This window comes from Alteromonas sp. R7 (assembly GCF_055755235.1).
The window spans coordinates 428584-452919 of the sequence record NZ_JBVTQX010000002.1 but is presented as its reverse complement, the minus strand read 5'-3'; the positions used below and the strand labels follow the sequence as shown (position 1 = coordinate 452919).

Genomic DNA, 24336 nt, shown 5'->3' with positions numbered 1-24336 from the left:
CAATAAAGTAGTAATGAAAAGAGGCAAGCGAAAACGGGAAAATATCATTCTTTTTTAGTGGTTTGTTACGAATAGTCCTTATACGAATTAAAGCCGATTAATGCTCAGTTAAACGGTTCTAAAGTAACTATCTATGCATTCCTAAAGTGTGCCAGATTAATTGTCGGACACAAAAAAGGGGCTAAAAGCCCCTTCTTAAAACAGGTTTGTAAAAAGCGTTACACTTTAAACTGTCTGATAGACTGTTGTAACTCTTCAGCAAGTCGAGCCACTTCATGGCTAGACTCAGACGTTTGCTGTGCTCCAGCTGTCGTCTCTTCAGCGATACCCACAATAGTTTCAAGCTTTTCGCTGATCTCTTGTGATACCGTATTCTGTTCACGGGCAGACTGCTCAATTTGAGAGCTCACGTCATGGGCTTTGTGAACGGCGTCTGAGATGATATCCAACGCCTGTGTAGCCTTTTCAGTTTGTGCCACACACGCCGCAGTTTGCTCTTTACCTTGGTTCATCACCGATACCGCTTTTTCAGCACCCGCTTGAAGCACTTCAATCATTGCGTTGATTTCTTGTGTCGATTCTTGAGTTCGGCTGGCGAGGGTTCTTACTTCATCAGCAACAACCGCAAAGCCTCGACCTTGTTCACCAGCACGCGCTGCCTCAATAGCAGCATTCAAGGCGAGCAGGTTGGTTTGATCTGCAACACCACGGATAACGTCTAAGATGCCACCAATGCTTGCGCTGTCTTGATGAAGCTTATTGATGACGTCTGCCGCTTCTTGAACGTCACGAGATAAGATCTCAATGGTGTTCTTATTCTCTAGTGAGATTTGGCGCACGTTCTCAGCCTCAGCATCCGCATGGCGAATTTGACTTAGTGTATCTTCAGCGTTTTGCACAACCAGCTGCGACGTAGAGTGCATTTCTGTGGTTGCTGTTGCTACTTGGCCAATTTGTGATTTCTGATCCTGAATTGAATGCGTCGTTTGCGCCGTCACTGCAGACGTTTGTTCTGAGGCGGCTGCCAGCTGTTCAGCACGAACGTTAATGGCTGTAATGAGCTCCTTCAGGTTTCCAATTAGCGTATTGCAGTTTCGGGCTAAAAGACCAAATTCGTCTTGCGCCGAATCGTCTAGACGGTGAGTAAGGTCACCCGATGAAGCCACCGTCAGAAGTTCATTTACACGATAAAGCGGACGTGTGATTGCGCGAACGGTCACGTAGCCAATAAATGCTGCTACTGCAATCGAGATAATAACAACCACAATAACGAACGTGTTGCCCGTCGCAATGGCGCCGTTAACCTGACTTTCTACATGTGACGCTTTCTTGTCTGCAAGATTGAGCAGGTTTTCTAGAGCGACAACCGCTTGCGCGATATTTGAGTCTGAAGCGTTAAGCGCTTTTTCAGCATCATTTCTGCGCTCTAGACGATCAACATGAAGCTGAACCACGCCATCGTTAGCATTAATCGCATTGATTGCGTTGTTAACCAAGTCGTTAATATCATCAAGAGTACCAGAATCATCGCGGCCGCCCGCAGTTTGCATCATGTCGCTTAATTGCGTGACCACTTTCTCGACAACCAAATCAACTTCGTTGCCTAGCGTCTGTGAACGAACCAGTGTCTCTGTTTTAATGTACTCGTATGAAACCGTTAGCAAAGAAAGCAGCGACGTCTCAAGTTGACTGCCGATTTCTGCCGCACGTCGTAGGTTAGGGTCGCGCTGAACAGCATCTAAGTCTGAGAAGTCTAGAAGGTAGGTAGATGCATCGTCTGCGTTGTCTTCAGCGTCACCCAGTCTGTCTTGAATTGTGTTGCGTATATCAAGATACATTTGGTGATTTTTGTACATCGCTTCAACATTGGTGATATATGCTTCATATGACTCACGTACAGTATTCAGCGTGCTCTTTAGTTCAGGCTCGTTATTAACGGCCTGCGCCAGTTTCTTATATTCACTCTCAAAGGTGTCTTTGGCAGAGTTAAAAGACGCTCGTTTGTCTTTTAAGCCATTTAGATCTTCTTCGATGTAGCTCTCGAAGGTAAGTCGGCCCATATTGAGAAAGCTGGCTTTAAGTGCATTGCTGCCTGCTACTGTGGGTAATGCAACGTCATTTACTTCTTCCGTTGCTGAGCCTATTGAGTTGAGGTTATAAAGTGAAACAACACTAATGACGATCAGAAGTGCGCTAATCGCTACAAATCCCCCGATTACGCGTGTGGCTACCGTTATTTTCATCGGAACTCCTGGATGAGTGTTTTTTATTTTTATCCCTAACGATATTACCCGTCTCAGCAAACAAAATATAGCGATTAAAGAAGCTAGTTTGCTTAATTACTGAGTAGATAATGAGACATTATCGTTACTATCGTAAGTAAGTGTATCGGCTACAATAACTTAATGTTTATTTTATTTAGCACTTAAGTGTAGAAAGTTTAACTGGTAATACCAGTTGATGCGTAAAATTATACACGTAAATATGTGCGAATTGGATAATTGCGGAGCCAGTAAACTCTGGTTTTAGGCAGAAACACTCACAAGCGAAGCGGAGTTCAGGTTTAGCAAAGTCATGCTTTGCCCCCAAACATAGCCTGTATCTAAGCCGATAAATTGATGACTGTTTGTTTGGCCCGACAGAGCTGCCCAATGCCCAAATACCACTCGTTGATCGTCACCGAGCTTTTTATTCTCTACTTCAAACCATGGTTTTAACGTGCTACTAGTGCTGTGGGATACTGCGCTGGGATGAGATTTGTTATCAAAATCGAGTGTGCCATCGGTATGAACAAAACGCATGCGCGTACACGCATTCACAATAAAACGCAGTCGCTCATTACCCTTAAGTTTATCTGACCAGTTGTTGGGTTTATTACCATACATTTCTGAAAGAAAAGCAGCGTAATTGTCGGATTTTAGGATGTTGCTAACTTCGTCACTAAGTGAAACGCACTCATCGATAGACCATTTAGGATAGAGTCCAGCATGCACCATTACTGATTGCTCATCTAACTTCATTGCCAACGGGAACTGACGCAACCAGTCAATAAGTTCGGCCAAGTCTGAAGCATTAAGTAGAGGCTCTAATTTGTCGGATTTTTTTGCTTTGCGGATGCCGTTTACAACGGCAAGTAAGTGAAGGTCGTGGTTTCCTAAAACACTGCTAAACTGGCTGCCGAGAGACTTTAAAAAGCGCAATGTGCTCAAAGAATCTTCTCCTCGAGCAACTAAATCACCTACTGCGAGTAGCGTATCGTTTTCTTCGTCGAATTTTACTTTATCTAACGCGCGACGAAGACCATCGTAACAGCCTTGTATATCACCAATGACGTACGTGTTACCTTGCGACATAGAAACCTTAATGAAGAATACTTGGAATGGCTAATCGGAAAACGTCGATAGGAACGCGAAAACGCTCGCCGCTCTCTAATTCCATTTCATAGTAGCCTTCCATATTCCCAACCGGTGTGTCAATGACAGCGCCACTGGTATAGTCAAAATGCTCGCCCGCTTTCATGATAGGTTGCTTGCCTACAACCCCATCACCTTCAACTTCTGATGTTTTGCCATTTGCATCGGTAATTTTCCAGTAGCGACTGAGTAATTGCACCGTATGGTCGCTATTGTTCTCAATCGTAATGTGGTACGCGAAGGCAAATTGCTTTGAATCTGACGGAAGGTGGTCGGGAAGGTGACGGGTTTTCACCCGCACCTTAATATCAAGTACATCCATAGAGAACTTACTGCTCTTGTTGGTGCTCTTTTGCCGACACAGCGTTTGCTATTGTGGCAAAATCGTTAAGTGATAATACTTCTGCGCGAGAGGTAGGATCGATACCTAGCTCACGGATCTCCTCTTCACTTAAACTGTCTTTCAGCGAGTTGCGAATGGTTTTTCGGCGCTGGTTGAACGCTTGCGCACAGACGCGCTCAAGCGTATTTACAGACTCAACGTCTACTGGCGGAGCCTGATGCGGCACTAGCTTCACTACTGCAGAATCAACCTTCGGGGGTGGCTTAAAGGCACCCGGCGGAACATTGAGTACCGGAATGACGTGGCAGTAATACTGCGCCATAACGGAAAGCCTGCCGTAATTCTTAGAACCTGGTCCTGCTGCCAAGCGGTTTACCACTTCTTTTTGAAGCATAAAATGCATATCTTCTATGCAGTGAGCATGATCAAAAAGGTGAAACATTAGTGGTGTCGAAATGTTGTAGGGCAAGTTACCAAATACGCGAAGCTTTTTGTCTTTGACTGGCATTTCTTTAGAAAGGGCGCCAAAGTCCATGGTCATTGCATCTTGTTCAATAACCGTTAGCTTATTGCCGTTAAATGGATGGTGTCTCAATCGCTTAGCAAGATCTCTGTCTAGCTCAATGACTGTGAGTGCATCTACTTCTTCACAAACAGGATCTGTTAATGCGCCTAAACCGGGTCCAATTTCTACCAGGTTTTGTTCATTTTTTGGCGCGATAGCCGCAACAATCTTGCCTATCACGTAATCATCGTGAAGGAAGTTTTGTCCGAATCGCTTTCTGGCCGTATGGCCTAAGTGTGTTTTACTCATTGTTGATGATGTGCAAGCTCGATGGCTTTTTCCAATGCTTTTCTGAAACTACCGGCGTCGGCTTCACCTGTTCCTGCTAAGTCTAATGCAGTACCGTGATCTACCGATGTACGAACGAAAGGTAACCCTAGCGTGATATTCACTGAAGCCCCAAAACCCTTATATTTTAGCACGGGTAAGCCTTGGTCGTGATACATAGCCAGCACTACGTCAGCATTTTCCAGATATTTGGGTTGAAATATGGTGTCTGCAGGTAGAGGGCCTGTGATCTTTAAGCCTTCTTCTCTTAGTTCGTTAAGCGCCGGAATGATGGTATGAATTTCTTCAGTGCCAATGTGACCATCTTCACCCGCGTGAGGGTTCAAGCCACACACATAAATGTGAGGTTCTTTAACGCCAAACTTCAATTTAAGGTCGGTGTTGATGATATGAATGACCTTATGAAGACGCTCTCGGGTGATAGCTTTCGCTACATACTCAAGGGGAATATGCGTGGTGGCAAGCGCTACATTAAGACCTTCAGTTGCCAGAAGCATAACCACATCAATGGTATTGGACTGATACGCAAAAAACTCAGTATGACCGCTGAATGATACCCCTGCTTTGTTGATAATGCCTTTGTGTACGGGGCCGGTAACGACGGCGTCGAAGTCGCCATCCATATTTGCCTGACACGCCTGGCGCAGAGTTTCTACTACGTATAACCCGTTTTCGCTATCAAGCTCGCCTGGCGTAACGTCAACGGATTTATCTATTTGCTTTATAAACAACGAACCCGCATCTTGAATTTGCGGGTTAGTGGCATCGTAATCGATTAGCGTTAATGGCAGCCCCAAGGCGCTTGCTCGTGCTTTGAGCATTTCGCCATCGGCAAACACGACAAGCTGCGCTTGCCATGCTTCCTGGGCCAGTTTTATGATCAAATCTGGCCCGATACCTGCCGGTTCTCCCGGCGTTATTGCTATTTTAATTGGTGTACTCATGAATAACTTATTGTTACGAGTCGACAACTTCTACGTAAGCGGCATCACGCATCTCACGTAACCAGTTCTCGGTTTCCTCTGAAAATTTACGGTTGAAGATAAGCTGGTAAGCTTTATCTTCTTTGCGCTTATCGGTAGCGTCATCAATACGACGTTCAATAAGCTGAATTAAATGCCAGCCGTGCACGGTACGAACAGGTTCACTAAATTCTCCAGGCTCAAGCTGTGCAAGTGCGTCTTTAAACTCAGGCACGTAATTATTTGGATCCGACCAGCCAAGCTCGCCACCGCGAAGGGCTGAACCAGGATCTTCTGAATGCTCTTTAGCTAGCTCTGCAAAATCAGCTTCACCATTTTTCACCTCTTCCTTGAAGCGGTTTAGCATGGCTTTAGCTTTGTCTTCGCTAAGAATGATTGACGGCTTAACAAGAATGTGGCGAGAGTTTACTTCTTCCACCGTGACTTTCTCAATACCGCGCGTATCTAATACTTTTAGGATATGAAAGCCTGCACCGCTTCGAATAGGTCCAACAAGAGCATCTTTGTCTTTGTTTTGAATAGCTTCAGCAAAAAGCGTCGGCATGGCGTTAATGTTAAGCCAGCCCATGTCACCGCCTTCGAGCGCTTCGTTACCTGATGATGACGCAATGGCGATTTTAGCAAAATCAGAGCCTGACTCTAATAGTGAAATGACTTTGTCTGCACGCTCACGTGCCGATTGAATATCTTCATCTGTAGGCTCTGGCGGGAAACCAATAAGAATGTGACCTAAGCGATATTCAGCTTGAGTAGCGCCTTGCTGTTCCATCAGGTCAATCAAGGTTTCAATTTCTTGAGGTGTAATATAAACACGGCGACGTACGTTAGCACGGCGAACTTCACCCATGATAACTTCTTCGCGAATGTCTTCGCGGTAATCATCGTATGCAATACCTTCTGCCGCTAATTGGGCACGAAGTTCTTCAATCGTTGCATTTTGATTCGCTGCAATGTTGCTAATGGTTTGCTCGAGCTGTGGGTCGCTAATGCGAATACCCATACGCTCTGCCATTTGAAGCTGAAGGCTCTTAGTGATTAAACGCTCAATTGCCTGTGTACGAAGCGCACGATCTGACGGTAGCTGTTGATTATTAGCTTCTGCGTTGCGTTTAACGTCTTGTACAAGGGCATCAATTTCGCTTTCAAGCACAACACCTTGGTCAACAATTACGGCCACGCGGTCAAGCATGACCTCTTGCGCAACACTGTTAAACGAGAGTAGGGCACCTAACATCAATGCACGGATAATGAACTTCATACACACTCTTTTATTATTGGTTGATTGCATTTAAGCGCTGTAAGCGCTCAACTGCGGGTTAATTTAAACTATAAGGCTGACGATAGCCAAACATACCGTCTTGAAGCATGCTTCTTTGGGTACCAGATGACCCGATGCCTTTGAAAATAAATTGTAGCGATATTCCAGAATCAAAATCGTCTGTTGTCTGTTCGCCGCTAGCATTGTAACGGTTGTTCAGACTGCGCTGCGCAACTAATCGCACCGCCCAACAGCATGATTCATACTGGATACCTGCATAGGTTTCTACACTTCTATTGCGTTCAAGATCTCGGTAAGTACGGCCAACCCACTGCCAATTTTCAGAAATAGGCCAGCTTGCCGAAATACCAATTTGATCTATGGTTTCACCACTGAGATCGCGAACATAGCGATGACTTAATTGAATAAAGCGCGAATCATCTTTGCGGTATTCAATACCCACGCTGCTTAAGTCAACTTTGTCTGTGTCAGTGGTCACTTGCACATCAGAATGGAAGAACCAGTTTTTATTAAAGCGCCAATCCACTTCAGCGGCGAGCGCTGAACGATCTTGATTCTTGGTTGCCGCAATGACTTTGTTATCTTCAAGGTAGAATATCTGACCCACACTAAGAACAAATTGTTCCCGATTGTTTTTATCCAACATGCGTGTGGTCGCGCCAAGGGTGATTTGGTTGTTATCGCTTATCCTATCAAGGCCAGTAAATTCCTGACCTCTAAACAATCCTTCAACGTCGGTTAACAGCGGCGTTGAGTCATAGAATCCAATCGCAGTTTGGTCTTCATACGATGTATAAAGATATTGAATCTTTGGCTCTAAAGTCATCGACATATCGTCGCTGAACCACGATTTATCCCTTTCAAAATATAATGCGCCATAAAGGCGAGCTTGTCCTAATGTGCGTTCAACATCTTCTTTTAAGTCAGTTCCTTCAACATTGTCTTGTTGATAAACCGTTTGAAAAAGCGTGGTTTCTGCGACAAGTTCACCCCATGCTGCGCGAAGCGGCACCGCTAAAGTAGGTGCAACGTGAAAACGAGTAGCCGTTGGAGCGGTATCGAGAGTATTGTCAAAGTGTGCGACTTCTGAGTCTAGGTTGAACTCTAGATATTCACCTAACGCTTTGTTGTAGTTGATTTTGATCTCAGGTACGGCGCGATAGCTATCTGCAGTATTACCCAGTACTTCAAAATCTTTTATCTGCATATTTACGGATAGATTCTGCGAGTAGTAACTTAATCCAACGCTACGATATAGGTGGGTGTCAGCGCGACTATAATAATCTGAACCAAGATCAACTAAATAGTTGTCGTCACTTAATCCGTTGAAATCAACGTTTAGTAGCCAGTTGTCAGCTATAAGCCCTTGATGTTCCAAGCGATAAAAATATCGGTCAGGGTTCCCACTAATATCTGAGTCGCTCGGCAAGTACTCCACGTATGCTTTGCCTTGGCTACGCTCCGTTAGATAACGGAACTCAGTATTCAGCTGAAGACCGCGAAGGGTCATCAATCGCGGTGAGATAGTCATGTCATAGTTGGGGGCAATATTCCAGTAAAAGGGCTGCGTATAGTCGACGCCCGTTCTGCTTGAACTGGTTAACTCTGGAAACAATAAGCCCGTTTGACGCTCGTTGCTAACAGGGAACGCAAAATACGGTAAATAAAACACTGGAACATCGGCAATGTAGAAGCGTGTGTGTTTGGCTTGGCCCCATACGGTCCCTTTTTCCAAACTAATTTCACTGGCGCGTATTAGCCAGTCTTCATCGCCTTCAGGACACGTAGTGAAGCTAACTTCTTTGAGCACAATTCCCGTGTCTGTATCTAATACAATATCTTTTGCGGCTCCCTGACCCACAAAACCCGTCAGCTGATAGCGGGTATTTTGCATTTCTAAGCGCTCTTCTTCAGAGCGAAGGGTCACAGCATCACTTTCTACTTTTAACTGCGAGTCTTGATACGTTACGTCGCCTTTCGCAATAAGGTCTCTGCCACTTCCGTTAATTTGTGCTTGAGATGCACTAATTACCGCAGTATCTGACGTGATATCAACATTACCAGAAAACAGCGCTACGGTATCTTGGATAATTTCAGTACGGTTAGCTTCAACTTTAACGTGGCCTTTGGGCATTAATGCTTGGCTACTGAAAGTAACAGGTTCAACTGAGCAGAATGCAAGAGGGGCTGCATCTGACGTTGGTTTAGAATTTGAAGCTGTCGTTTCCTGTGCAAACGCGACTGTAGGCAAAAGAGTCGCGGAAACAAGCATGGCGCAGGTGTTTTTCATGCGTTAATGGGCGGCCTGTTTTGTTGTATGTTGCTTTTAAACCCAAGTAAGACGACGTCCGTCTCGGTTAGTTCGACATAACGTTTAAAAAAACAGTGATAATGCACATTACTTCTTGGCAAAGAGTTAATGTAGCTTTCACTCGCTATTACTATTTATATAAGCGCTCAATTCTAAGCACTTCTGTCGTAATTACCAACCATTCAGACAAAAAAATGCACTTTTATATGCACAACACATCAAAGACGGAGGCAATTAGTGGCAGTAAGCTTGATTTCAAGCTGCACAAGCCCTAGTTAATTAACTTATGTATTTGATATGATGATTGGTATAACGCGCTCTGCACGGCGTGATTTCACTACAGTAACATCAACTTTCTAAACAGTGCACCAACGGAGTATGACGCGATGTCAATTTGGGGAAAAATCCTCGGCGCCTTGTTCGGCTTTATGTTTCTTAAAATACCTGGGGCGATCTTAGGGCTGTTAGTCGGGCACTTTTTTGATAAAGCCTATCGCCAAGACTTCAATCAGCTAGGTGGCTTTGGGCGCTTTTTTACCGATCAGGACAATCTGAAGCAGCAAGCTATTTTCTTTCATAGTTTGTTTAGTGCGTTAGGCCATCTTGCTAAGTCTGACGGCAAAGTAACGGACAGAGAAATTCAAATCGCCACAGCATTAATGGACGAGATGCGTTTAACTGGGGATGCCCGTCGTGAAGCTCAGGATGCATTTAGAGAAGGCAAAGCACGAGACTTTCCTCTAGTCGATACCTTGAAAGGTTTTTACGACGCCAGCCACGGTAGACGGGATATTCTTCAAGTATTCTTAGAGATCCTTATTCAAGCCGCTTTCGCCGACGGTCAGCTTTCACAGGAAGAATACAACGTACTTGAAAAAGTAGCGAAGCCACTAGGCTTTAGGCGTCGTGATTTAGATTATCTAATTTCAATGTATGAAGCTGAAATACGCTTTAGGCAGCGGTCTAACTCTGGCTCAGGACAACGCACTCATTCAGGTCAACGTCAGCACAGCCAATCAGCCTATTCAGAACAGCAAAGTTTAGATGATGCCTATCACATATTAGGTGTGGCGGCATCCGACGATGAAAAGACAATAAAGCGTGCCTACAGGAAGCGCATGTCTGAGCATCACCCCGATAAGCTGGTGTCTAAAGGGCTACCTGAACAGGCAATGGAAATTGCGAAAAAGAAAGCGCAAGATATTCAATCAGCCTACGAGCTGATTAAGCAAAAGCGTGGCTTTTAGATGGCAAAAACTCAACGTGAGTTAACTTATGTGCCGGCAGCGAGTCAGGCGCATATCGATGGTTTTATCGAGATGCTTTGGCTTGAGAAAGGATTGTCTGATCATACTCAGCAGAGCTATCGCACCGACCTTACTAAGCTTGCTATCTTCAGCAACAATCAAGGCGTAAAAGATATCGCTGTGCTGACCACTGAGCAGCTTCAGGATTATTTAGCCTATCGTCACGACAAGGGGCTGTCCACACGCAGCACCCAACGTGCGCTTAGCGCTATCCGGGCGTTTTTCGTATTCCTAATTAGTAAGCAGGTTCGCGTTGATAGCCCAGTTTCCGCGCTGTCTAATCCGAAAACACCCAAAGCTTTGCCTTCTTCACTCAGTGAGCAACAAGTTGAAGATTTGCTAAATGCCCCCCTTACCGACGACCCTATTGAATGTCGGGACAAGAGCATGCTTGAAGTGCTTTACGCGACCGGCCTTCGTGTAAGTGAGCTTATTGGGTTAACAATGGATCAAATAAGCCTTCAGCAAGGCGTAGTTAGGGTTGTGGGTAAAGGGAATAAAGAACGCTTAGTGCCCCTTGGTGAAGATGCAATAGAATGGCTGCTGACCTATATTAAAACAGCCAGACCGATATTCGCCAGTAAAGCTTCTGATGTGGTATTTCTAAGCAAGCGTGGACAGAAAATGACGCGCCAAACATTTTGGCATCGCATTAAATACTATGCGGTGAAAGCGGGAATTGAGCAGCACCTTTCTCCCCACACGTTGCGTCATGCCTTTGCGACACACCTTTTGAATCACGGTGCTGATTTACGTGTTGTACAAATGCTGTTGGGGCACAGCGATTTGTCAACGACTCAAATATACACTCATGTAGCGACAGAGCGACTTCAAACTTTAATCCACAGTCATCACCCACGTGGCTAAATATACAAATAAAGAATGCTATAAATTGGGGGCTGTGTACGACGAGGCTCAGTGACGACGTATATAAAATAAAAAGGTCTATGGTAGGATACGAGCCATGCAAAACGTTTAGAACATACATTTTCCGTTAGTGCTTTAACGCGGCTGAGTTTAAATGTTGACGTTAAATGTACTGAGGTTAAAAGAAAATTAGCGTTTAACGTGCAATTTTTTGCTAAGTTTTACGGTCTGAACGTTATGAATGTAAAAATTTTAGCAATTGCTTTAAATGGAAGATACCGATTCAAGCAGTTGCATGTTAAGCCAATAAGTACAAGAGAACTTAAATGGCAAAATGGAGAGTATTTAGTGAAAGCAGTAAAGAAAGTATTGTTAGCCAGTGTAGTTGCGGCAGGTTCTCTATTAGGGCTTAGTGCGCAAGCGGCTGATGAAGCGGCTATCCGTGATAAATTAACCTCAATGCTAGGGTTAGATGTAGAAACTATTGCTGACTCTCCAGTATCAGGGCTGGTTCAGGTATCAACAAACCGCGGTTTATTTTACGTAAGTGAAAACGGGCAGTATCTGCTTCAGGCTCGTGTTTTTAACATTGATGAAGAGATGCGTAACGAAACAGAGCTGGCACTTTCTGGGCTGCGCAAAGAAGGCGTAAAAGAGATGGAATCATCGTCTATTACGTTTAAGGCCAAAAACGAAAAGCATGAAATAAGCGTATTTACTGATATTACGTGTGGTTATTGCCGTAAATTTCACAACGAGATTGATGAACTCAACGATGCGGGCATCACCGTACACTACCTTGCGTTTCCACGTTCTGGGTTAAACAGTGAAAACTACAACGATATGGTGTCGGTGTGGTGTGCGAAAGACCCGCAAAAAGCGTTAACTAAAGCTAAAGCGGGTAACGACGTAGCTAGCGCAAGCTGTAAAAATAAAGTGGCAGAGCAGTACATGTTAGGTCAAAAATTAGGCGTGAATGGCACGCCAAATATCGTACTGCCAGACGGTTCATTGATTCCTGGTTATCAGCCAGCTGCGTTGCTTGCTAAAGCATTGGAGGAAGCTGAATAGCCATTCAGTCCTTAACCTTAAATATGATAAAAACGCACGCTTTGTGCGTTTTTTTGTTTTCTGCGGTATGATTCGTCCTCATATTTTCTAGCGTTTTTTCGTACAGTTTTGCTTTGCAGTTCACACGGGCGTTTACTTGGAATCTGCACTAATTATCAAGTGTCCCGACTCCAGTTTTTTTATTTAAAGCCTATTTGAACTGGCATCGACAACTGCATTTACAGTATTGGTTAGTGGTATTTCATGATTTTGCCTATTGTTCGCCGTGAGGTTACCGGCGCCTCGCTTAGTTCCGACTTACATCCTGTTATCGATAGAATTTATCGCGGTCGTAATATTGCGAATTTAGATGACTTGGAGAATGGTCTAAAAGGACTAACACACTTCAATGTTTTGAAGGGCATGCCGCAGGCCGCGCAAATTCTCGCTGATGCTGTTGTACAAAATAAACGTATTATTATTGTGGGCGATTTTGATGCCGACGGAGCAACCAGTACATCGGTATGTATATTGGCGCTTCGAGCCATGGGCTATCAAAACGTTGATTTTCTTGTACCTAATCGTTTTGACTTTGGTTACGGACTTAGCGTGCCTATCGTGGATGAAGCTGCCAAACAGAGGGCAGAGGTTATTGTCACAGTGGACAATGGCATTTCCTGTATTGACGGTGTAACCCATGCAAAGTCGTTGGGAATGCAGGTAGTTGTTACCGATCACCATTTGCCAGGCGATGTTCTACCTCCTGCTGATGCGATAGTAAATCCTAACCAACCTGGCTGTGAATTCCCTTCTAAAAATTTGGCTGGGGTTGGCGTTGCCTTTTACATCATGCTAGCACTTAAAGCCGAGTTACAGCAGCAAGGGCATTTTGAAAAAGCGGGAGTAGCGCCACCAAACCTAGCGTCGCTACTTGATATTGTTGCGGTTGGCACCGTGGCCGATGTAGTCGTGCTTGATAAAAACAACCGAATTTTAGTTCATCAAGGCCTTCAGCGCATTCGGGCGGGTAAGTGTCGACCTGGCATTAAAGCATTGGTCGAAGTAGCGAATCGCGATTGCGCTCACTTAACCTCAACTGATTTAGGCTTTGTGGTTGGGCCAAGGCTTAATGCCGCGGGTCGATTAGACGACATGTCCCAAGGCATTGCGTGCTTGTTGGAAGATGAAACCATTCAAGCGCGAATGATCGCTGCGGAACTCGATGCGCTTAATAAAGAACGCCGTGAAATTGAGACCGGCATGAAAGCGCAAGCGGAAACTGTACTAGAGCAAATGGCGCTGGATGAAGGCGATATGCCAAGCGCACTGGTGGTTTATCGCGAAGACTTTCACCAAGGGGTTATTGGTATTGTGGCAGGGCGTTTGAAAGAGAAGTACCTTAAGCCTGTTATCGCTTTTGCCCATCAAGACGACGAGATCATTAAAGGTTCGGCACGCTCAATTCCTGGCGTGCACATTCGCGATGTACTTGATGAAGTTAATACGCGCTACCCTGGCGTTATCGAAAAATTCGGCGGGCATGCCATGGCCGCTGGATTAAGCTTGCCCGTAGCTAAGCTTCAAGAATTCGAGCAGGCTTTTGTTGATACTGCACGTGCGCACATGGCAAAGCTTGATGGGAATCATGCTTTACTTTCCGACGGGGACTTGTCGTCGAAAGAGCTGTGTTTACCCTTTGCGCATTTATTGCGTCAAGCAGGTCCGTTTGGACAGGGTTTTGAATCACCACTATTCGATGGTGAATTTGCACTACTTGACCAACGCTTAGTTGGCCAAAAGCACCTGAAAATGGTGTTAAAAAGTGACGGCGCTAATGAGGTCGACGCTATTGCGTTTAACGTTGATTTGCATTCATGGCCGAATGCCATGGTTAAGCGTGTACATATTGCCTATCGACTTGATATCAATGTGTTTCGCGGCCAGGAAACCGTGCAGCTCATTGTGGAGCAAATAGAAGCGCGTTAGCAGAAGTAAGCTCACACGCAGAAAAAAGCCAATAAACCTAACAAACGATAAGCGCAAAGTAGGAAAGAAGAGGCAAAGGTGAAAAGCGAAAGACAAAAGCTGGTGGAAAAGCATAGTCAGCTGAATCAAACCGACAATGCTAAAGTGATTTCCCACGTTCAGCGGGAAGAGAAAGACAGCGATTGGGTACGCCACACCATTATGCTAGAAGGCATTGATGTCCCTTTTATCTACCGGCGTAAACAGCAATACCATAGTTTAAAAGGCGCGCGGGTAAACGTAACCTATTATCGCCACGTTGAAGAGGTGGCTGGCATTGAGTTTGAAACCATGAAAGTGGTGAGAATTAAACGCAGCTAATATTAACGTTACCAGCGGTAACACTTTGGCCACAATCAAAACACAGTGAGCAACAATGAATAATGAATGGTTAAATGCCTATGTACTGCATAGACGCCCTTACAGGGAGACCAGCTATATTGTTGACTTTTTTACCCTAGAAGAAGGGCGTGTTAGTGCGGTAGCGAAAGGGGTGAAGAATAGTAAATCTGACAAGAAAAGCCTGCTTCAACCTTTTCAGCATCTTCGTTTACAGTTAAGCGGTAAGTCAGAGTTAAAAAACTTACGCCACGTTGAAAGCGTTTCGCCTTCCATCAACCTTGTGGGCACGGCGTTATTTTGCGCAATGTACGTTAACGAGCTAACTAATCGCGTTATGCCGGCAGGGCTTGCCAGCGATGGCGTTCACAACGCTTATGAAAATGCGCTGCTGTCCCTTCGTGATAATAGCGATATAGAAGTGACCTTGCGACAGTTCGAATTTGCACTGCTTGACGAAATGGGGCTGTTACCCGACTTCACCACCGACGTCGAATATGAATTGCCCATAGAAGAAACAGGCAGCTATAACTTTCAGATAGATGCGGGCTTTGTGCCTATTCCCGAAGATATGGCTGGTGCAAGGGGTATGCGAGGCTTTCCCGGACAAGCGCTGCTTAGCTTGTCACAGGGGGAATTTACGCCGCTTAGTAAAAAAGTGGCTAAGGTGCTTTGCCGGGACTTGCTGAAGCCGCTAATTGGTGAAAAGCCACTTAAAAGCCGCGAGCTTTTTATGCCCAAACCGCGGTAATAGCATTAAATTATTTTCTCTTAACTCAAACGCTTAATAAGCACGTTCTACAAAAAAATTTGCTACAATTGCGACTTTCCTTAAAAGGGTATTTTTACCCTTAAAGCAACGTATTAAACAGGAAGAGCAGGCCTCTTCTATCGCTCTTACAGGTTAGGTGGTGAAATGAGCACGATTTTATTAGGCGTTAACATCGACCATATTGCAACGCTGCGCAATGCGCGCGGTACGCATTACCCAGATCCAGTGCACGCAGCGGATATTGCCGAGCGTGCAGGTGCAGACGGCATTACTGTTCATTTACGTGAAGACCGCCGTCACATTAAAGACCGCGATGTACGCATTTTAGCGCAGACCATTAATACCCGACTTAATTTGGAAATGGCGGTAACCGATGAAATGCTGGCAATTGCCGAAGAAGTGAAGCCTGTTTTTTGTTGCTTAGTACCAGAAAAGCGCGAAGAGCTGACTACCGAAGGTGGTCTTGATGTAGCAGGGAATTTTGAAAACATCAAAGCGGCGTGCGAGCGACTCGCTAATGCTAACATTTTGGTGTCGTTATTTATTGATGCAGACAAAGCGCAAATTGACGCGGCCGCAGCATGTAACGCCCCTTACATCGAAATTCATACAGGCCAATATGCAGAAGCCACCAGCGAAGAAGAACAGCATAAAGAGCTAGCGCGTTTAGTTGAAGGTATCGAGTATGCCAATAGCTTAGGGCTTAAAGTGAATGCAGGTCACGGCTTGCACTATCACAATGTTAAGCCTATTGCGGCTATCCCTCAGTTAATCGAACTTAATATTGGCCACGCTATCATTGCTCGCGCCGCGTTTGATGGCCTTCATACGGCTGTAGCTGATATGCGTAAACTTATGCTAGAAGCACGAGCGGGCATTTAACCTTAGATTCAAAAGGGTGTAGATAACGTGGCGATTGCAGGGCTAGGTACTGACATTGTAGAGATAGCGCGACTTGGTAAAGGCGATGGCGCTAATGAACGCTTAGCCAAGCGAGTACTTACGCCTGCCGAGTGGCAGCAGTTCAGCGAACACGGTACACCAGTTCGCTTCTTAGCCAAACGTTTTGCCGCCAAGGAAGCGGCAGTGAAGGCCCTTGGTACAGGGATTGGAAACGGGATCAGCTGGCAGCATATAGAAGTGCGCAATAACGATTTAGGTGCGCCAGAGCTTCATTTTTCTGGCGAGTTTGCCGCAATGTGCAAAAACCGAGGTATCACGCGAAGCGTGGTCAGTATTTCAGATGAGCAGCATTATGCTGTCGCCACCGTTATACTAGAGACTGAATAGAGCAACTGCCCCTAACCCACTTAGGCAACTTCTATTTGGTGAGCGCGCGCAAAAACCTCTACTAACATCAAACGACGTAAAGCAAGTAACCGGAGTCACACTTGGCAAACCTTTTTAAACAATCTCGTAGCAAGCAAAAAGGCAAAACGTCGCTTACTGAGCGTGGCGCTTCAAAAAAAGGGAATGCCAGAGCCAACGCGCAGGTCGCAGGACTTCGATTTGGGAAAAGCAAAAAAGCAGCGGATACCAGTGAATGTCAAAAGCCTAACACGGTCACCATTGAAGATTTGGACTGGATGGGCAATGGCGTAGTGCGCGGCAATCCGATGGTATTTGTTGAAGGTGCCCTTGTCGGGGAAACCTGCGACATAGAGGTGCTATCTAGCAAAAAGAAAGTCATTAACGCCAGGGCGACAAACATTCACTCGCCAAGTGATGCAAGACAAGCGCCTTTTTGCCCTGTGTTTGATGCATGTGGTGGGTGTCAGCTACAGCACATAAAGCCTGACGCTGCCCTTGAGCAACGTGACCGTGCTCTTAAAGTGATGATGGAACGCCAGCTTTCAATGAAGCCAAATGTTTGGCAAGCACCTTTAGCAGGGCCTCGCCCTCAATATCGCAGGAAAGCAAGACTGGCTATAGATGCCCGCAACCCCAATCAAATTAAGTTGGGCTTTCGTGAAGCAAATAGCAGTAACGTTATCAATGTAGAAACCTGCCCAATACTGGTCGACCCGCTATCTAAACTTATTGGCCCTTTACGAGATGCGCTTACAGGGTTCGAGTCAGCGCGTCATATTGGGCATATCAGCCTTATTGCAGGCGACAACACCTCACATCTTGTTATTAAACACACCAAAGCCCTTGAAGCTGAGCTTATTGATGCAGTGAGCGAATTGATGAACACGAGTTCATCAGTTGGTGTCTGCGGTATTGAATTAAAGCTTGAAAATAAGCAGGGGCAAATTCGCAGTGTGGGCCGTGGTATTGATATGGTGATGAACACGGTAAATGGCTGCTCAATTTCACCTAGTGCTAACGACTTTATTCAAATTAATAAAGTGGTTAACGAAAAAATGGTTAATCAGGCAATAGGTTGGCTAAACCCAAAGCCCAGCGAACGTATCGCTGATTGGTTTAGCGGGCTGGGCAATTTTACTTTACCTATTGCTAAGTTAGGTGCAAAGGTTCAGGCGGTAGAAGGTGTGGCAGAGATGGTGCGCCGCGCCAAAGACAATGCACAGCAACAGGGCATTGAAAATGTAGAGTGGCTGCATTTAGATTTGGCTGATAAGACCAACGTCGAGGCTTCATTACAGCTGGGCTTTGATAAGGTACTACTCGACCCCTCAAGAGAAGGGGCGTTGACCGTTTGTCATGCGCTTGTAAAAGCACTACCAAAAACGATAGTGTATGTTTCTTGCAACCCAAGTACGTTTTCTAGAGACGCGAAGGTGTTGATAGAGGGAGGTTATGAAATGGAAAAAGCGGGCGTAGCAGAAATGTTCCCCTTCACCCATCACATGGAAATGATGGCCTTGTTTACGCGAAAGCAGCAGTAACGAGTAAAGGATATGGTATCGACAAGAAAGGTCCACCAAGCCGACCGACCACCCTTTGAAGCGTGGTTAGATAGCCTTGAGTTAAGTGCAGAAACAAAAGAAAAACTAAGTGCAGTGTCATCTATTCCCGAGCGACTGTTGGTTGGTCAGGAAATGGTTGAGATTTTGTGTCAGCTCAATATGGATGACGCAACGCTTCAGGCAGCCTTGGTTTTTCCATATTGCGAACAGCACGCCTTAAGTGAAGACGATATTTATGAAGAATTCGGCGGGGAAATACGCGACCTGATCGTTGGCGTGCGCCGAATGGATGCCATCAAGTCGTTACATGCGCGTAAAGTAAAAGGCTCTGGCTTTGCAGAAAAGTCGGACGAACAGCACATAGACAGTATTCGTCGTATGCTGCTGGCGATGGTAGAAGACGTGCGTGCCGTTGTGATCAAAATGGCAGAACGCATTTGTGCATTGCAACAAGTTAAAAAAGCCGACGAAGAAACCCGCGTTATGGTGGCCCGCGAATGCGCTAGCATCTATGCGCCATTGGCAAACCGTTTGGGCATTGGTCAATTAAAGTGGGAGCTTGAAGACCTTGCGTTTCGCTATCTACACCCCATCACCTACAAGCAAATAGCTCATCAGCTTGACGGCAAGCGCCGAGAGCGTGCCGAGTACATAGAAACCATAGTAGGCGACTTGCAAGGCTTGCTTGATAGCGAAGAAATTCGCGCAGAGGTTTACGGCCGTCCTAAGCATATATTCAGCATTTGGAAAAAAATGCAGAAAAAGCGCCTTACGTTTGAGCAGCTTTTTGATATTCGTGCGGTGCGTATTATTGCCGAGCGACTTCAAGACTGTTACGCCGCGCTTGGTACGGTTCACGCCAGCTATAAGCACCTACCGAACGAATTCGACGACTACATTGCAACCCCAAAACCTAATGGTTACCAGTCTATTCACACGGTTATCGTGGGGCCTGAAGGGAAGTCGGTAGAGATTCAAATTCGCACGCAGAAAATGCATCAGGATGCAGAATTGGGTGTGGCTGCTCACTGGAAATATAAAGAGGGCAGTACGGGCAAGCAGTCAGGCTATGACGAGCGTATAAACTGGCTTCGTCGCATATTAGCGTGGCAAGAGGAAGTGGCCGAATCTGGCGATTTAGTTGAAGAACTTCGCAGCCAGGTGTTTGACGATAGGGTGTATGTGTTCACACCAAAAGGCGATGTTATTGACCTTCCCCAAGGCGCTACGCCGCTTGATTTTGCTTACTATATTCACAGTAATGTGGGACATCGCTGTATTGGCGCAAAAGTGAATGGGCGAATAGTGCCTTTCACTTATTTACTGCAAAGTGGCGACCAGATAGAAGTACTTACCGGAAAAGAGCCAAATCCAAGCCGCGACTGGATGCACCCAGGTCTTGGCTATGTGCATTCATCACGGGCGCGTGCCACTATCCATTCCTTCTTTAAAAAGCAGGACAGAGATAAAAACCTTGCTGCCGGTAAAGAGCTGCTAGAACGCGAACTTCAGCGTGCCCACTTACCTGCCAAAGTACCCAATGAGGCATTTGAGAAGTTTAACTTACAAACCCTCGATGACTTGTACACTGCGGTAGGTGCCGGTGATGTGCGCGTTATGCAGGTGATTAACTTTATTCATCACTTGCAGGAGCCGCCAGCTCCAGAACCCGAAATTAGTCCTAAGGTTAAAACGCGCAAAACTGCGGCCGGATCAGGCAAAAAAGATGCAGTGGTGGTGCAGGGCGTGGGTCACTTAATGAGCCAGCTGGCGAACTGCTGTAAGCCGGTTCCCGGCGAAGCGATTTTAGGCTATATCACACAAGGCCGTGGTGTAAGCGTTCATAAAGAAAGCTGCGACCAGCTGCAACACTTGTTGTCACAGCACCCTGAGCGTCAGATAGAAGTGAATTGGTCACAAGAGCTTAAAGTAGGTTTTGAGACGGGTATTGATATATTTTGTCACGATAGAACTGGCCTGTTGCGCGATATTACCACGGTATTGGCGAATGAAAACGTGCCTCTTCTAGGCGTGAACAGCCTAAGTGATAAAAATAGACAGACGGCGCTTATCACTATTTCGATAGAGGTTCAGGACCTCGATACGGTGTCTAAAGTGTTAACCCGATTGCGACAGCTTAAAGGCGTGACCGATGCAAAACGCAAACAAAGCTAAGCTTAGCGAAATGCAGCGGCTGCTTAAAATTATGGCGCAGCTGCGCGACCCGCAATCTGGATGCCCGTGGGATGTAAAACAAACCATGGAAAGCCTAACTCGCTACACCATAGAAGAAGCCTACGAAGTGGCCGATGCTATTGCCAATGGTGATATGCACGACATTAAAGATGAGTTGGGTGATTTGCTCTTTCAAGTGGTGTTCTACGCACAGATAGCCAGTGAATCGCGTGCATTTTCTTTTGACGATGTGGCGAAAAGCATTAGCGATAAGCTGGTGCGTCGCCACCCTCATGTGTTTGCGAATGCGCTTGCATCTGAAGGCTCTGGCGATACAAATGAAAACGTCACGGTCGAACGTACCCAATTGAACGACAGTGCTTTAAACGCGCAGTGGGATGCTATCAAAGCCCAGGAAAAGCAGCTTAAAAAGCAGCGTTTAAAGCAAGACAACGAAGCAATAGAAAACAGTATTTTAGATAATGTGCCCAAAGGTATGCCAGCACTTATGTACGCGCAAAAGCTGCAGAAAGCCTGTGCTAAGGTAGGATTTGATTGGCCTGATGCCGCACCTGTCATAGATAAAGTGCGTGAAGAAGTGGAAGAGATTCAGCAAGAGCTGGATTTCAAACAGCGAGCACAAGGGGCACTGAAGACTGGTGTTGTACCTTTAAACAGTGGCGTGCCCGACAACCAACAAGCAATTGAAGAAGAAATTGGTGATGCACTTTTTGCCATGGTTAACTTGGCAAGACATTGCAAGGTAGATGCTGATACCGCACTTAGAAACGCCAGTAACAAGTTTGCTAACCGTTTTAAAGGCGTAGAGCGCTTAGCGGCTGAACAGGGCGACAAGCTCGACGCGTTGACGCTTGATGAAATGGAAGCGCTGTGGCAGCAGGTTAAACAGTCGTCCGATAGGAAGTAGTTTATCCAGCTACAACTTCACCGTTGAGGCTGAAAATCAGCCAGATAGTAAGGTCTCGGATTTGCTCATCACTTTTGACCGGGCAAATGTTAGTACTACAAATTTAGATCAATGAAGGTGGAAACCTAGTTATTTTGACGTATGGTTAAAAGGTAGGTTTGATTTACGACAAGGCTACATAGATCCATACTATCTAAAATGACTGTATAAATTTAGCACTTCGGAAAAGTGTTCAGCGGGTGTGTGGTCACAGCACCTACCAAGGAATCGGCTAGCATTGGGCGTTGGTATTTCATGAAAAAAGTACTGTATTTATCACTCGGGTTGTTTTTTACCCTTCTAGGTATTATTGGCGCATTCTTGCCGGTAATGCCAACAACTGTTTTTTTGATAGGTGCGCTTTTTTGTTTTACTCAATCTTCACCGCGCCTTGAAAACTGGTTACTTCAACACCCTAAATATGGCCCCAGTCTTGTTGCGTGGCGAAAACATGGAGCAATTTCGAAAAAAGTGAAATGCATAGCGTGCTGCAGTATGTTGGTGAGCTTTATTCTGGTTTGCCTGTTCGCATCAATGCCTATTCCTGCTTACATAGGCATAGGTCTATTTATGGGAATAGGCGCGTACTTTGTTGTTACACGCCCCAGCATGCCTGCTGTATAATTTCTCTATACAGAATTTAGTTACCTTCGGCAGTAGCGCACAGTTTATTCGAACTGCATTGCTAAGCGTTAGGTGACAGGTTTAAAAACCTTTAACGGTTTCTACCCAGTCGCTCGTGACTGCTTACCCATTCGTCTGCGACGACTGCAGAACCCAGCGACAGATCGCCGCACAATACAGTCGCAGCGACAATTTCCGCAAACTTATTTACGCTGCCCCTTTCTGTGCAGCCAAGTATGCTTAAACATTCGTTTTGTGTAGCTAAACCGGTTCCACCACCGTATGTAGCAACGATTAACGATGGAATAGTCACAGAGAAGTAGTAGTCTCCATTTGGCGTAATTTCAGCGTAGGTAAACCCCGCCGACGACTCCGCCACATTAGCGACATCTTGCCCGCAAGCGATAAACATGGCGGTGATGCCGTTAGCGAAGTGTGCGCCGTTATTAACACTACCTGCCATTAGTGCGCCCATATTTGAATACTGGCGCTGTTTAAATAATGCTTCTGGCGGGCAATGCATAATGTCCGTCATTAGTTTTTTTGGCAGGGTTATTTCTGCTACAACGCGCTTTCCGCGGGTATGCAGCGAGTTTAAGTGCGAGTGCTTTTTATCGGTATCAAGGTTTGCAGCCAGCACAAAGTGTTCAATAGGGCCCGAGTAGTTTGCCTGTATCCACTCGCAGCCTGCTTTGGTAGCTTTGCTTACCATGTTTTGCCCAGCTGCATCACCGCAGGTGAAATTGAATCTTAGCCAACGAAGTTTAGAGGCAGCATATTGTTCAATATCCCTTAGTTTGCCCACGCTGGTGGTGTTATCACTGGCGCGTTTGATGGCTTCAAAGTTTTGCTCAACCCATTTGCCAAATTCGAGGGCTTCTCTTGCGTTAGAAAACGCGAACATAGGCGCCCGCTGCATAGCATCGTCAATGACTGTGGTAGTTATGCCCCCAGCCCCTCTTGTTAAGCGCATGCCTCTACTGTAGCTGGCGGTCAAGGTGCCCTCTGTTGTTGCCATTGGAACGTAGAACTCACCTTTGGCGTGCTCTCCATTCACTAGCATTGGCCCTGCGAAGCCAATAGGTACCTGTGCAACACCGGCGAAGTTTTCTATGTTTCCCGACAATGTTTCAGGCGGGATAGAATAGTGTCCTAAGTGATTTAGCTGGGTGCCGGTTTCGCGCGCAATAAACTCGCGGCGTGTTCGGCTCATCTCTTGGGTATAGTCGTTGTCTGAGGAACGTGGGATTTTAGGCATTGGGCCACTCCTTTTTTCTTTCATAATAGGAGTGCTGATACCGAATGAGAACTGTTTACAATTTATACATGAGGATAAGTGCCACCTATGTATGCGCTTTTTATGTAGAAAGGCGTTAAATTCACCTTTCTACACGCAAAAAGCGGGGGGGTTGCTTATTTCGAACTCATAAGCGACGCGCAATAGCCCCGCATAAAGCAAATGATACTATGCTTTTTTATCCAATTTTGCCTGAAGTATAGCAATCTCTTCTCTACGTTTTTTATCGGCTAGAGGGCGGTTGGCTTTTTCAGGCGCGTTTTGAGCACGGATTAAGAACCCTTGGGCTTCTTCGTATTCACCATCGTCGAAAAGAAACTCAGCATAAAAGAAGTTTTGGTCCATACCTTCTGGGTTAATTTCTAATGCACGCTTAAATAATTGTTTTGCCTTCTTATCGCTTCCAAAGCTAACTGGCCAGCTTGGTACTTTATGATAAAGTGCCGCTAATACAGTGAGTGCCGTCCCCTCTAATACCGCTTCCTCTTTTTCAATGGCACGTTCTAAATTTTCCTTCGCACTTTCAGCAAAGTCCAGGGCACCTAAACCGCCTTTCGCACTTGCAGTACTTGATTGAGAGATAGCTAGCCAGGTCAGTGCTTCAGCGCTATTTTCTGATTGCTCGACTAACACTTTCGCCTGCGCAATCAGTGCAGAAAATGCCTCTAATTGGGCTTCACCTTCAAGCTCATAGTTCGTTTTTGCCCACGCGTGTTGTAACGGTAGTAAATCAGGGGTGTTTGCATGAACCGTAGATATCGACAACGTAGTAATAAGGATGAATAGAAAAGGAGAGAAGAAATTCTTTTTCTGCATGAAAAGTCGCCTTTATAAGATAGAGGTAGTTAGGAATAAACG

Annotated in this window: 21 protein-coding genes; 12 read left to right on the top strand and 9 right to left on the bottom strand. The window is 45.6% G+C overall.

The window, feature by feature from the left end; all coding sequences use genetic code 11:
• Positions 1-218 precede the first annotated feature (218 nt).
• The 7 genes from AC0J2X_RS04815 to lptD all read right to left on the bottom strand — a co-directional run bounded on the left by AC0J2X_RS04815 (position 219) and on the right by lptD (position 9161).
• On the bottom strand, positions 219-2243 hold the full coding sequence (locus tag AC0J2X_RS04815; RefSeq protein ID WP_278711974.1) for a HAMP domain-containing methyl-accepting chemotaxis protein: 2025 nt from the start codon (positions 2241-2243) through the stop codon (positions 219-221).
• A 282-nt stretch (positions 2244-2525) separates the two neighbouring features.
• Positions 2526-3353 carry a symmetrical bis(5'-nucleosyl)-tetraphosphatase gene (locus AC0J2X_RS04810; protein ID WP_049586127.1) on the bottom strand — a complete coding sequence of 276 codons (828 nt, stop codon included), beginning with the start codon at positions 3351-3353 and terminating at the stop codon, positions 2526-2528.
• Positions 3354-3360: 7 nt separating this feature from the next.
• Positions 3361-3735: a Co2+/Mg2+ efflux protein ApaG gene (apaG, locus tag AC0J2X_RS04805; protein ID WP_278711975.1), complete on the bottom strand. Its 375-nt coding sequence runs from the start codon at positions 3733-3735 to the stop codon at positions 3361-3363.
• Between the two features lie 7 nt (positions 3736-3742).
• Positions 3743-4570 carry a 16S rRNA (adenine(1518)-N(6)/adenine(1519)-N(6))-dimethyltransferase RsmA gene (gene rsmA, locus AC0J2X_RS04800; protein WP_014948308.1) on the bottom strand — a complete coding sequence of 276 codons (828 nt, stop codon included), beginning with the start codon at positions 4568-4570 and terminating at the stop codon, positions 3743-3745.
• Positions 4567-5553 (bottom strand): 4-hydroxythreonine-4-phosphate dehydrogenase PdxA, encoded by a 987-nt coding sequence (pdxA, locus tag AC0J2X_RS04795; RefSeq protein ID WP_014975694.1) that lies wholly within the window; start codon positions 5551-5553, stop codon positions 4567-4569. Before pdxA ends, rsmA begins: the two co-directional genes overlap by 4 nt.
• 13 nt (positions 5554-5566) lie before the next feature.
• Positions 5567-6880 (bottom strand): peptidylprolyl isomerase SurA, encoded by a 1314-nt coding sequence (gene surA / locus AC0J2X_RS04790; protein WP_258312597.1) that lies wholly within the window; start codon positions 6878-6880, stop codon positions 5567-5569.
• 28 nt (positions 6881-6908) lie between these two features.
• A complete protein-coding gene (gene lptD, locus AC0J2X_RS04785) occupies positions 6909-9161 on the bottom strand; it encodes an LPS assembly protein LptD (RefSeq protein ID WP_014975696.1) in 2253 nt (750 codons plus the stop codon).
• A gap of 407 nt (positions 9162-9568) precedes the next feature.
• Here lptD and djlA point away from each other — a divergent pair, with 407 nt between their 5' ends.
• From djlA to AC0J2X_RS04725, 12 genes are all read left to right on the top strand, one after another.
• Positions 9569-10429: a co-chaperone DjlA gene (djlA, locus tag AC0J2X_RS04780; protein ID WP_014948312.1), complete on the top strand. Its 861-nt coding sequence runs from the start codon at positions 9569-9571 to the stop codon at positions 10427-10429.
• Entirely contained in the window at positions 10430-11356 is a 927-nt protein-coding gene (gene xerD, locus AC0J2X_RS04775; protein WP_278711976.1) for a site-specific tyrosine recombinase XerD, read from the top strand.
• 348 nt (positions 11357-11704) lie between these two features.
• Positions 11705-12427 (top strand): bifunctional protein-disulfide isomerase/oxidoreductase DsbC, encoded by a 723-nt coding sequence (dsbC, locus tag AC0J2X_RS04770; protein ID WP_014948313.1) that lies wholly within the window; start codon positions 11705-11707, stop codon positions 12425-12427.
• A 243-nt stretch (positions 12428-12670) separates the two neighbouring features.
• Positions 12671-14392, top strand: coding sequence for a single-stranded-DNA-specific exonuclease RecJ (gene recJ / locus AC0J2X_RS04765; RefSeq protein WP_278711977.1), 1722 nt, complete (start codon positions 12671-12673; stop codon positions 14390-14392).
• A gap of 78 nt (positions 14393-14470) precedes the next feature.
• Positions 14471-14752, top strand: a complete 282-nt coding sequence (locus AC0J2X_RS04760) for a hypothetical protein (RefSeq protein ID WP_278711978.1) — start codon at positions 14471-14473, stop codon at positions 14750-14752.
• Between the two features lie 55 nt (positions 14753-14807).
• Positions 14808-15521, top strand: coding sequence for a DNA repair protein RecO (recO, locus tag AC0J2X_RS04755; RefSeq protein WP_278711979.1), 714 nt, complete (start codon positions 14808-14810; stop codon positions 15519-15521).
• A gap of 165 nt (positions 15522-15686) precedes the next feature.
• Positions 15687-16424, top strand: a complete 738-nt coding sequence (pdxJ, locus tag AC0J2X_RS04750) for a pyridoxine 5'-phosphate synthase (protein WP_278711980.1) — start codon at positions 15687-15689, stop codon at positions 16422-16424.
• Between the two features lie 27 nt (positions 16425-16451).
• Entirely contained in the window at positions 16452-16832 is a 381-nt protein-coding gene (gene acpS, locus AC0J2X_RS04745) for a holo-ACP synthase (RefSeq protein ID WP_168462894.1), read from the top strand.
• 101 nt (positions 16833-16933) lie between these two features.
• The gene (gene rlmD, locus AC0J2X_RS04740) at positions 16934-18394 is read left to right on the top strand and encodes a 23S rRNA (uracil(1939)-C(5))-methyltransferase RlmD (RefSeq protein ID WP_278711981.1); all 1461 of its coding nucleotides are present in this window, start codon (positions 16934-16936) and stop codon (positions 18392-18394) included.
• A 12-nt stretch (positions 18395-18406) separates the two neighbouring features.
• Entirely contained in the window at positions 18407-20590 is a 2184-nt protein-coding gene (relA, locus tag AC0J2X_RS04735; protein WP_039235859.1) for a GTP diphosphokinase, read from the top strand.
• The gene (mazG, locus tag AC0J2X_RS04730; protein ID WP_061439577.1) at positions 20568-21518 is read left to right on the top strand and encodes a nucleoside triphosphate pyrophosphohydrolase; all 951 of its coding nucleotides are present in this window, start codon (positions 20568-20570) and stop codon (positions 21516-21518) included. The genes relA and mazG overlap by 23 nt, the downstream gene beginning before the upstream one ends.
• A gap of 294 nt (positions 21519-21812) precedes the next feature.
• Complete coding sequence (locus AC0J2X_RS04725; protein WP_061094246.1) at positions 21813-22181, top strand: YbaN family protein; 369 nt, start codon at positions 21813-21815, stop codon at positions 22179-22181.
• Positions 22182-22272: 91 nt separating this feature from the next.
• On the opposite strand, the gene AC0J2X_RS04720 is transcribed toward AC0J2X_RS04725, so the two are convergent.
• Positions 22273-23439 (bottom strand): hydroxymethylglutaryl-CoA reductase, encoded by a 1167-nt coding sequence (locus tag AC0J2X_RS04720; protein WP_472995825.1) that lies wholly within the window; start codon positions 23437-23439, stop codon positions 22273-22275.
• 207 nt (positions 23440-23646) lie between these two features.
• Positions 23647-24294, bottom strand: a complete 648-nt coding sequence (locus tag AC0J2X_RS04715) for a tetratricopeptide repeat protein (protein WP_061439579.1) — start codon at positions 24292-24294, stop codon at positions 23647-23649.
• Positions 24295-24336 lie beyond the last annotated feature (42 nt).

What these genes read in the sequence shown, in the direction of transcription:
- lptD (WP_014975696.1), bottom strand. Translation starts at nt 9,161, where the DNA reads ATGAAAAACACCTGCGCCATGCTTGTTTCCGCGACTCTTTTGCCTACA.
- recJ (WP_278711977.1), top strand. Translation starts at nt 12,671, where the DNA reads ATGATTTTGCCTATTGTTCGCCGTGAGGTTACCGGCGCCTCGCTTAGT.
- AC0J2X_RS04815 (WP_278711974.1), bottom strand. Translation starts at nt 2,243, where the DNA reads ATGAAAATAACGGTAGCCACACGCGTAATCGGGGGATTTGTAGCGATT.
- surA (WP_258312597.1), bottom strand. Translation starts at nt 6,880, where the DNA reads ATGCAATCAACCAATAATAAAAGAGTGTGTATGAAGTTCATTATCCGT.
- rsmA (WP_014948308.1), bottom strand. Translation starts at nt 4,570, where the DNA reads ATGAGTAAAACACACTTAGGCCATACGGCCAGAAAGCGATTCGGACAA.
- pdxA (WP_014975694.1), bottom strand. Translation starts at nt 5,553, where the DNA reads ATGAGTACACCAATTAAAATAGCAATAACGCCGGGAGAACCGGCAGGT.
- AC0J2X_RS04720 (WP_472995825.1), bottom strand. Translation starts at nt 23,439, where the DNA reads ATGCCTAAAATCCCACGTTCCTCAGACAACGACTATACCCAAGAGATG.
- AC0J2X_RS04810 (WP_049586127.1), bottom strand. Translation starts at nt 3,353, where the DNA reads ATGTCGCAAGGTAACACGTACGTCATTGGTGATATACAAGGCTGTTAC.
- djlA (WP_014948312.1), top strand. Translation starts at nt 9,569, where the DNA reads ATGTCAATTTGGGGAAAAATCCTCGGCGCCTTGTTCGGCTTTATGTTT.
- relA (WP_039235859.1), top strand. Translation starts at nt 18,407, where the DNA reads ATGGTATCGACAAGAAAGGTCCACCAAGCCGACCGACCACCCTTTGAA.
- apaG (WP_278711975.1), bottom strand. Translation starts at nt 3,735, where the DNA reads ATGGATGTACTTGATATTAAGGTGCGGGTGAAAACCCGTCACCTTCCC.
- mazG (WP_061439577.1), top strand. Translation starts at nt 20,568, where the DNA reads ATGCAAAACGCAAACAAAGCTAAGCTTAGCGAAATGCAGCGGCTGCTT.
- AC0J2X_RS04715 (WP_061439579.1), bottom strand. Translation starts at nt 24,294, where the DNA reads ATGCAGAAAAAGAATTTCTTCTCTCCTTTTCTATTCATCCTTATTACT.
- pdxJ (WP_278711980.1), top strand. Translation starts at nt 15,687, where the DNA reads ATGAGCACGATTTTATTAGGCGTTAACATCGACCATATTGCAACGCTG.
- xerD (WP_278711976.1), top strand. Translation starts at nt 10,430, where the DNA reads ATGGCAAAAACTCAACGTGAGTTAACTTATGTGCCGGCAGCGAGTCAG.
- AC0J2X_RS04725 (WP_061094246.1), top strand. Translation starts at nt 21,813, where the DNA reads ATGAAAAAAGTACTGTATTTATCACTCGGGTTGTTTTTTACCCTTCTA.
- recO (WP_278711979.1), top strand. Translation starts at nt 14,808, where the DNA reads ATGAATAATGAATGGTTAAATGCCTATGTACTGCATAGACGCCCTTAC.